The organism is Spirosoma fluviale, from assembly GCF_900230225.1.
Taxonomy (GTDB): Bacteria; Bacteroidota; Bacteroidia; order Cytophagales; family Spirosomataceae; genus Spirosoma; species Spirosoma fluviale.
This window is the reverse complement of the sequence record NZ_OCNH01000003.1, coordinates 1,269,146-1,277,063: the sequence shown is the minus strand read 5'-3', so window position 1 is coordinate 1,277,063 and position 7,918 is coordinate 1,269,146. Positions and strand designations below refer to the sequence as shown.

At 47.6% G+C, this 7,918-nt stretch carries 7 protein-coding genes; 3 read left to right on the top strand and 4 right to left on the bottom strand.

From position 1 onward, the window contains the following. The 3 genes from CRO74_RS21340 to CRO74_RS21330 form a co-directional block, all read left to right on the top strand. The coding region (locus tag CRO74_RS21340) for a RagB/SusD family nutrient uptake outer membrane protein (RefSeq protein ID WP_144035957.1) at nt 1–159 on the top strand (159 nt) is incomplete at its 5' end. 232 nt (nt 160–391) lie between these two features. Next, nucleotides 392–1,054, top strand: coding sequence for a peptide-methionine (S)-S-oxide reductase MsrA (gene msrA, locus CRO74_RS21335; protein WP_097128624.1), 663 nt, complete (start codon nt 392–394; stop codon nt 1,052–1,054). A gap of 86 nt (nt 1,055–1,140) precedes the next feature. Then, the gene (locus tag CRO74_RS21330) at nt 1,141–2,349 is read left to right on the top strand and encodes an MFS transporter (RefSeq protein WP_097128623.1); all 1,209 of its coding nucleotides are present in this window, start codon (nt 1,141–1,143) and stop codon (nt 2,347–2,349) included. 32 nt (nt 2,350–2,381) lie between these two features. On the opposite strand, the gene CRO74_RS21325 is transcribed toward CRO74_RS21330, so the two are convergent. The 4 genes from CRO74_RS21325 to CRO74_RS21305 all read right to left on the bottom strand — a co-directional run bounded on the left by CRO74_RS21325 (nt 2,382) and on the right by CRO74_RS21305 (nt 7,914). Beyond that, on the bottom strand, nt 2,382–2,702 hold the full coding sequence (locus CRO74_RS21325; RefSeq protein ID WP_097128621.1) for a DMT family transporter: 321 nt from the start codon (nt 2,700–2,702) through the stop codon (nt 2,382–2,384). Nucleotides 2,703–2,800: 98 nt separating this feature from the next. Beyond that, nucleotides 2,801–4,306, bottom strand: coding sequence for a T9SS type B sorting domain-containing protein (locus tag CRO74_RS21320; protein ID WP_245877932.1), 1,506 nt, complete (start codon nt 4,304–4,306; stop codon nt 2,801–2,803). 435 nt (nt 4,307–4,741) lie between these two features. Next, nucleotides 4,742–5,512, bottom strand: coding sequence for a LytR/AlgR family response regulator transcription factor (locus tag CRO74_RS21310; protein ID WP_097128618.1), 771 nt, complete (start codon nt 5,510–5,512; stop codon nt 4,742–4,744). Nucleotides 5,513–5,829: 317 nt separating this feature from the next. After that, a complete protein-coding gene (locus CRO74_RS21305) occupies nt 5,830–7,914 on the bottom strand; it encodes a sensor histidine kinase (protein ID WP_097128616.1) in 2,085 nt (694 codons plus the stop codon). Nucleotides 7,915–7,918 lie beyond the last annotated feature (4 nt).

The following is a 7,918-nucleotide window of genomic DNA, read 5'->3' as shown; positions in this document are numbered from 1 at the left end:
AACGAGAAGACCAACGGCTTCGACAACTTTGTGGGCCATGTGAACCTGAGTTCGAATCAGGCTCTCCAGGAGAAACACCTGCTGCTGCCTATTCCCAAGCAGGAGTTGTTGAACAACCCCAATCTGAAAACTCAGAACCCTGGCTATCCCGGCGTTTAACGGACAAGTGACGTATGCAAGAAAGCCGATAGGGTCGTCATGACTTTATCGGCTTTCTTGCTGATGTATATGTTTTGCCACAGAGATGCACGAGAAGACACAGAGATACACAAAGAATAAATTATAAAAACTCTGTGTATCTCAGTGTCTTCTCGGTGCATCTCTGTGGCAAAAAGAAACCGGAACTCATTTTCAATCGTTTATACAGTAACTAAATACTTCACTAAACAACATGAAAGGAATTCACTTACTGGCACTCAGCCTGCTCCTGCTGGCAGGTTGTGCTCAGGGCCAATCAAAAGACTACGCGCCCGCTAAACTCCCGACGTTGAAAGAGGGCGAAGCGGTCGCCACCTTTGCAGGGGGCTGTTTCTGGGCTCTGGATGAAGGCATGAACCAGCTCAAAGGAGTTCGGGAAGTTATTTCCGGGTATGCCGGTGGAACGGTCAAGAATCCCACCTACGAGCAGGTAGGCACTGATATGACCGGCCATGCCGAATCCGTTCAGGTTTATTACGATCCGAAGGTGATCAGCTACTCGCAACTACTCGACGCTTTCTTTGCCGGTCATGACCCCACGACGCTGAACCGCCAGGGACCTGATGTTGGTCGTGATTACCGATCCGTAGCGTTTTACCGGACACCCGCCGAAAAAGCCGAGATTCTGGCAGCCATCAAGCGAACCAACGAATCGAAGCACTACGCCAATCCGGTTGTTACAGAGGTGACACCTATCACGGTGTTCTACCCGGCAGAAAACTACCATCAGAATTATTTTGCACTGCATCCCGACCAGCCCTACATTCAGCGGGTCTCTTTGCCCAAAGTTGAGAAACTCCGGAAAGCCATGGCCGGACACCTTAAAAACAATACGTCGTTAACCATGAACAACTAATTGGTGGCTTCTTGGGCTCAATAGAGCCTCAGTAATAGATAATAGATTGTTGAAAATAGCCGGGCTAAACCGGCTATTTTTGTAATATGAATACAACAGCATCGCTCAACAAACCAAATCGAAATTTATTCATTCAAAACCTGCTGACGTTCTTCCTGAACCGGCAGGCACTCGCCGTTGGACTGGTCTTTGCTTCCGATAGTATTTTGTTTGGCAGTTGGGTTTCCCACATTCCATTTGTCAAAGCGAAGCTGCATCTTTCCGACGCCGAACTGGGACTGACGCTGTTTGCCATGCCAATTGGTCTGCTGGTTATGAACCCATTAACAGGCTGGATCATTGCCCGGCTGGGCGAAGCGCGATCCTGCTTCTGGTCGGCGGTGGGCTTAACATTAGCCGTTTGCATTCCGCTTAACGCTCCCAATCCAATTGTGCTTTGCCTCGGTTTATTCCTGATGGGGTTGAATGCCGCCCTCATCAACGTAGCCATGAATACCACCGCTACCAACCTGGAACGGGCACGGGGTATCGTCATCATGTCGTCGTGCCACGGCATGTGGAGTCTGGGTGGATTATTTGGCTCCGGTATTGCAGGGGCCGTTATTGCCCTGCATGTTTCGCCACCGGTGCATATTGCTGTTATGGCGGGTTTAATACTGATAATGACGTTTATCCTGCAACCAATTCTGGCAAAAATCCCGTCGAGCAGCCGTACTGAAACGGGCGAGAAAGCCGGTTCGTCATTCGTCCGGCCTAATGTGGACTTATTACTGATGATTTTGATTGGTTTGTCCTTAGCCATGGGCGAAGGTGCCGCTTTTGACTGGAGTGCCGTTTATTTGCGCGAAACCCTGGGTGCCAGCAGCCAGATTGCTGCGCTGGGTTTTGGCGCGTTCTCGCTTACGATGACAGGTTTCCGTTTTCTGGGCGATGCGATTATCCCCAAAATTGGAGCAAAACGCTGGTTACAGATCGGGGGAGTCATTGGGGCAGTAGGCCTCTTGTTTGCCATTGCGCTTCCCTTCCCGGCAACGGCGCTTATTGGCTTTGCCGTGCTGGGAGCAGGCTGCTCGTTGGGCGCACCGGTGCTGTACGCGGCCTCCATGCGGGTTGAGGGAATTCCACCCGCTGCTGGACTGGCTACATTTGCTACGTTTAGCTTTATTGGTTTTTTGGCCGGTCCGCCCATCATCGGCTTCGTTGCCGAAGCCTTTGGGCTGGTGTATGGGTTAGGCTTTGTAGCCGTTATGCTACTTATCTCGGCTGGTCTGGCCAAACTGGTCAAGCTTTTTTAAAGAGCCCTTCAATACCCTTAATCTATCAAGCCTTAATTGGCTGACACCGCCTTTAATCCAACCACTGAACCGATCAAAAGCGTAATGAAAAATAACCGCCAGAAATCGTTTGGCTCACGAAAAAATACCATACCGACTACAACTGTACCGGCGGCTCCAATACCAGTCCAAACGGCATACGCAGTACCCAACGGAATACTCTGTGCGGCTTTGTTAAGACAATAAAAGCTGGCTATGGCACAGATCAAAAAGCCAGTTGCCCAGCCAGGATGCCGGAAGTTATCTGACAGCTTGAGGCAGGTTGTAAAACCAACTTCAAACAAACCAGCCAGAATAAGAATAAGCCAAGCCATTTGAGCCCATAGAAAGGTTTTTCAGATACAACCTCATTGGCGGCACATGGCCTTTCTATCCGGCAAAATACGTAGTATTGTTAATATTCACTATGCAATTAGCGAATCAGGCTAAGTGATCCCTGCTGTTGACCGGGCTTTATCTTTCCCCGTTGATTGAGTTTATACGTTATACTCCAGGCGTAAACTCCGGTTTCACAAGCTTTGCCCCGATAGTATCCATTCCACTGAAACGGTTCTGTAGCCGTCTGAAAAACAATTTCACCCCAGCGGTTGAATATAGCCAGTGATGTAATGGTAATATCGCCACAGCCGTAAGCCAGGAATTGATCATTCTGACCATCTCCATTCGGGGTGAAGCTATTCGGCGCATATAGTATACAATCACAGGCTTCGTAATCGATGTAAACAGAATCCAGTGCTGTAGCACAATCATTCTGAACACTGGCCCTGTATACCCCGGAACTACTTACCGTTCGTTCGATACCCGGCACCTGATCCAGCCAGGAAAACTTCCCTTCGGCTAGGGTTGGTTTTATGGTGAACAGCTGCGCCCCGCACAAGGACTGATCCGGCCCCAGATCCAGTTGGGGAGGCCTGATGTACCGCACATAAATACTATCAGTCGCCACGCAACCGGCCTGCGTAACCTGAATGTCGTACCGCCCCTCCGCCCGAACGGTAAGCGTATTTTGCCGGGAACCATCCTGCCAGCGATACGTTGCTCCGGCTGCTGTTGGAACATTCAGGGTAAGCGTCTGTCCATTACAAATGGTTGTATCGGCTCCCAGGTCAAAATCCAGCGCGTAGTTAACGGTAATACTATCCTGAAGGGTTTTGCAATTTGTTACAGCGGTTACGGAGTATTTACCCGGTCTGGTAACGAGCAGTGTAGGTTTTGTACTACCGTCATTCCAGCGATAATAGGAAGCGCCCGGCGTAGTGGCATCGAGCAGAAGGGTACTTTTCCGACCACATAGCGTGGAATCATTACCCAGGTCAAGCTTAATGGGAACCAGCGAAATATCGTCGACGAACAGATAATAAAACCCAAGAAACTGGGGTGTTTTGGTAAAACTGCCAATGGTAACATATTGCTCGCCACCTTTGGCAGTCAGGAAACCGGCTATGCGCTGCCACTGTAGCCTGGTAATACTGGACTGGGGGGCGTTGTCCAGAATTTGCGGCTGCACAACCAGTCGATCCGTTGAGGCCGGGTTGGTAACCGGGTCAGCCGAAAAGTAAGCACCGAGCGTTTCAGTCTGGTATTTAGTTGGTGTATCTGTAACCACATACATCTCGAAGTAATAACACTCATTGGCGTTCAGTGGCTTCGTAAGGCGTACTCCCAGGTATTCTGCCCATCCCTGGTCAAAAAACAATCGCCCTGCTCCCTGACCGGACCGGGGCGGCAACAACATTTGGCCCGTCTGAAAACAGGTATGGTAAAAATCGGGAGTGGCGCGGTTCGGGTTATACCAGGGTGTAGCTTCGGCCAGCAGGTTATCCTGCCAAGGGCAATTACGGTAGGTTTCAAAGCTCCCATTGGGAATAAGATTTTGTGCCGTTGCTATTCCGGACAGAAACACGGCAAGCCAAATCAACAGGCAACTGTATCCTCTACACAGCTTTTCCAATAGCTACATTGACTAAATTCGGTTATGATAACTGCCAAATAAAGAGCGTCTAATTTACAATTTTTTATTGTCTTGGTACAGTTCGGCAGACTATTACTGATCGCTATAAACATCAATAAAAAACCCTTAGCTTTTTTACAAAGGCTAAGGGTCTTGATTTACAAAAATGAGCGCCTGCAACAGGCATTTTTGGCTGGTACCGAACCGGGTAAAACCCAGTTCGGCAGGAGGAAGGTAAATTAATGACATCATGAAGATACAAAACTTCTCCTGCAGTGCTCCAGAATAGTTGTAAGTACCCAAAAATGGTATGCGGAAACCCACATTTTGCATGTGAGTAAGTTTGGCTTATCGTCAATTAGAATCTGGTGGCTACCCAGACCTTACCTCCTGTTTCATCCATCAGTAATGATTGAATCTCTGTAAGAAATCTTCCTTGTAGCTTCTGCTCAATGGCAACAACTGCGTACCGATACTCAGCTCTGTATCATTGAAAGAGTCTACTTTATGAATATTAACTGCGTAGGATCGGTGGATGCGCACCAAAGACGGTAAATTCATTCGTTCCAGAATTCCGCTTAATGTCAAACGAATTACGTACTTCCGATTACTCGTAACCAGTGTTGTATAAACGTTATCGGCCTCCAGATACAGTAAGTCGTCCACGTTGATTTTAACAAACTGGTAGTTCTGCTTTACAAATAAATGGTCGTTGATTTGCAGGATTGTTTCCCGGTCGCGCGTACCTTTTTCGAGCGGAGTTACGGCCGCAGAAACGGGTTTGCTTCGCTGATTAAAATTATGAATGGCCAATTCAATAGCGGTTCTCAGGCTTGCCAGTTGATACGGTTTATTCACATAGGCCGCCGGATAGGTCTGCTTGGCTCTCTCCAGGGTTTCGCGGTCCGTGAGGGCAGTCAGGTAAATGACTGGAATAGGGCGTTCGGCAGTCAACCGCCGAACCGTTTCAATGCCGTCCCAATCACCTTTTATGGTAATGTCACAGAGGAGTAAATCAACTCGCTGTCGCTGGTATAAGTCAAGTGCTTTACGGCCATTATTCGCAATACCCACTATGAAATAGCCGTCTGCTTCCAGACTGTCACTCAACTCCATAGCTAAAATACCTTCATCTTCAACCAGTAGAATATGTATGCGCTCGTCACTAATCATTAAAGGTGGCGTTTTACAACTTTCTAAAATTTGGAGTGGATGTAAGCATTCATCCCTTAATATAAAAACAATTCCCCGAATCCTCGTCTGCTAACCCGTTATAAGACAAAAACATGGATCCGCTCACACGTCTAACAGCAGCGTTTCGACAGACTCAAACCCGGTTGTCAGCATTCAGTCATTCCAGGAACATAACACTAGACAAATAACTCATATTGTCATTTGTTGTTAAAAAGAAGCGAAGCCTTTTTGTCCGCATCTACAAAAGGAGTAGCAGTTAGGTTTTCCGGCATTTCCCTGGCGCTGAACAATCCCTGTCAGGCTGCCAGCCGGGTCTGCGGTATGTGTAATCGGAATAGAGTTCCGTTCTGGGATAGAAGCTCAAAGTTGCCTTCCAGTTGTTCGGTAAGTGAGGTGACCAGGCGTCGACCAAATGATTTTCGGCTAGCCGATTTCTGCCAGTCATCCGCTTTTATACCGGGGCCGTTGTCCTGCACCTCCAGGGTAATGCCCGGTTGTAAAGAGCCATCGGCATAATCGAGTTTAATCCGTAACAAAGGGCGTTCCTGATGGATAAAGGCATATTTAAACGAGTTCGTAATCAACTCGTTGACAATTAACCCCAAAGGCATCGCTACATCAACGTCCAGTTCCTCTAGAACAACATCTACCTGTAAGTCGAAGTTTGACGATTCATACCCATACGCCTGCATCAGGCTCTCGGCCAGATCCGTTAGGTACTCCCGTATGTTCACAATAGTTACCCGATCTGACTGGTATAATCGCTGGTGTATCAAGGACATAGCCTGCACTCGCTGCTGTCCTTTTCGCAGCGCCTGAACGGCTTTTTCATCGGTTAGTCCATTGGCCTGTAGGGTAAGCAAACTCGATACAATAGCTAAGTTATTTTTCACACGGTGGTGTAATTCTTTCATCAGCGTACGCAGCTGATCGGACTGACTAATGAGCTGGTAACTGTTATTGGTAATGATTTCGTTCTGAGCAGACAGGCGTACGTTAGCCCGACGAAGCGCCCAGTACTGACCAATCGAAATGCTAAGCAACAGCACCAGTAAACCCAGTCCGCCGGCCATATAATGCATTTGTTGGCTAGCCTGATGGTTTTGCTGATCAAGTGCCGCAATCTGATTGATTCGCCTTTGCGTCTCGTATTTAGTCTGAACTTCAGCAATGGCCCGCGTTTTTTCAACATCAGCGGCCGCCTGAATCTGAGCGATTCTACGACTTTCTTCTGCTTGAATGGCCGCTATTTCTTTAGCCTTGACCGATTCAATCCGGGCAATTTCTTTGGTTTTTGCCAGAGCCAGATTAGCCTGAATAGTAGCCAGTTCATTTGCTTTTTGTACCACAAACTGCCCTTCCAGACGCGCCACCGTACGAGTCTTGTCGAGATTCATCAGCGAATCTTCAATTCGTTTATGCTGTACGGCATAATGGTAGGCTTTATCATATTTGCCCCTGCTGGCATACATCTGCGACATCATCTTGTACACAGACCGGGTTAGAGGAGCATCTTTACTCTGCTCGACCAGCTTTATTGCTTTTTCACCGTAAAATTCAGCTTTGTCAGATTTTTTCAATGCCTGATAAGCAGTCGATAAGTTTCGGTAATTATGTACCAGGCTGGTTGTTCTGTCCAGTTCAAGATTGATGGCCAGTGCTTTGTTAAGATACCCGATAGCTTCTTCATACCGGCCCTGCACGGACGAGTTTTTACCCAGATTATTATAAATAACCCGGTAAGCCTCCGGCTTGGAATGGATAGCATCGTTGATGGCTATTGCCTTCAGAAAGCATTCTCTACCCCGTTCAAACTCGTTCAGGTCTTCGTAAATGATGCCGAGATTCACATAATTATCGGCCAGATTACGACTCGCCTTAATGTTTTGATTAATGGTGATGGCCTGCTGAATGTAGAATATACCTTTTTCGAGATGCGTACGCACCCGCTGATTTTCGCCCATAGTTTTATAGAGCAGTCCCATTGTATGGTAAACTCGGGCAACCGAACCGGGCTTATGGCTACGGGTAAAATAGTTTATAGCCGACTGTGCATTTAGTAAAGACTCGTCGAACAGGCCCTGATGCAGACGAATAGTAGAAATAAGCAGATGATAATCGCCTAAACCAACGATATTATTTGTGCGCTTACAGAGCACCAGCATAGGCTTTAAGTAATAATTGGCCGAATCGAGTTGACTTTGTTTGAAGAAGGCGTTCGCAATACCATAATACGTATTCACCTGGGTGGTGTCGGGCAGTTTGTGATGCAACGTTATTTTCAAACTATCAATTAATGGACGTTGTGCCTGCGCAGAAAGAGGTGTAATGATCTCCAGAATAACAAGAAGACCACACAAAGCCCAAGAATGACTTTTCATGATT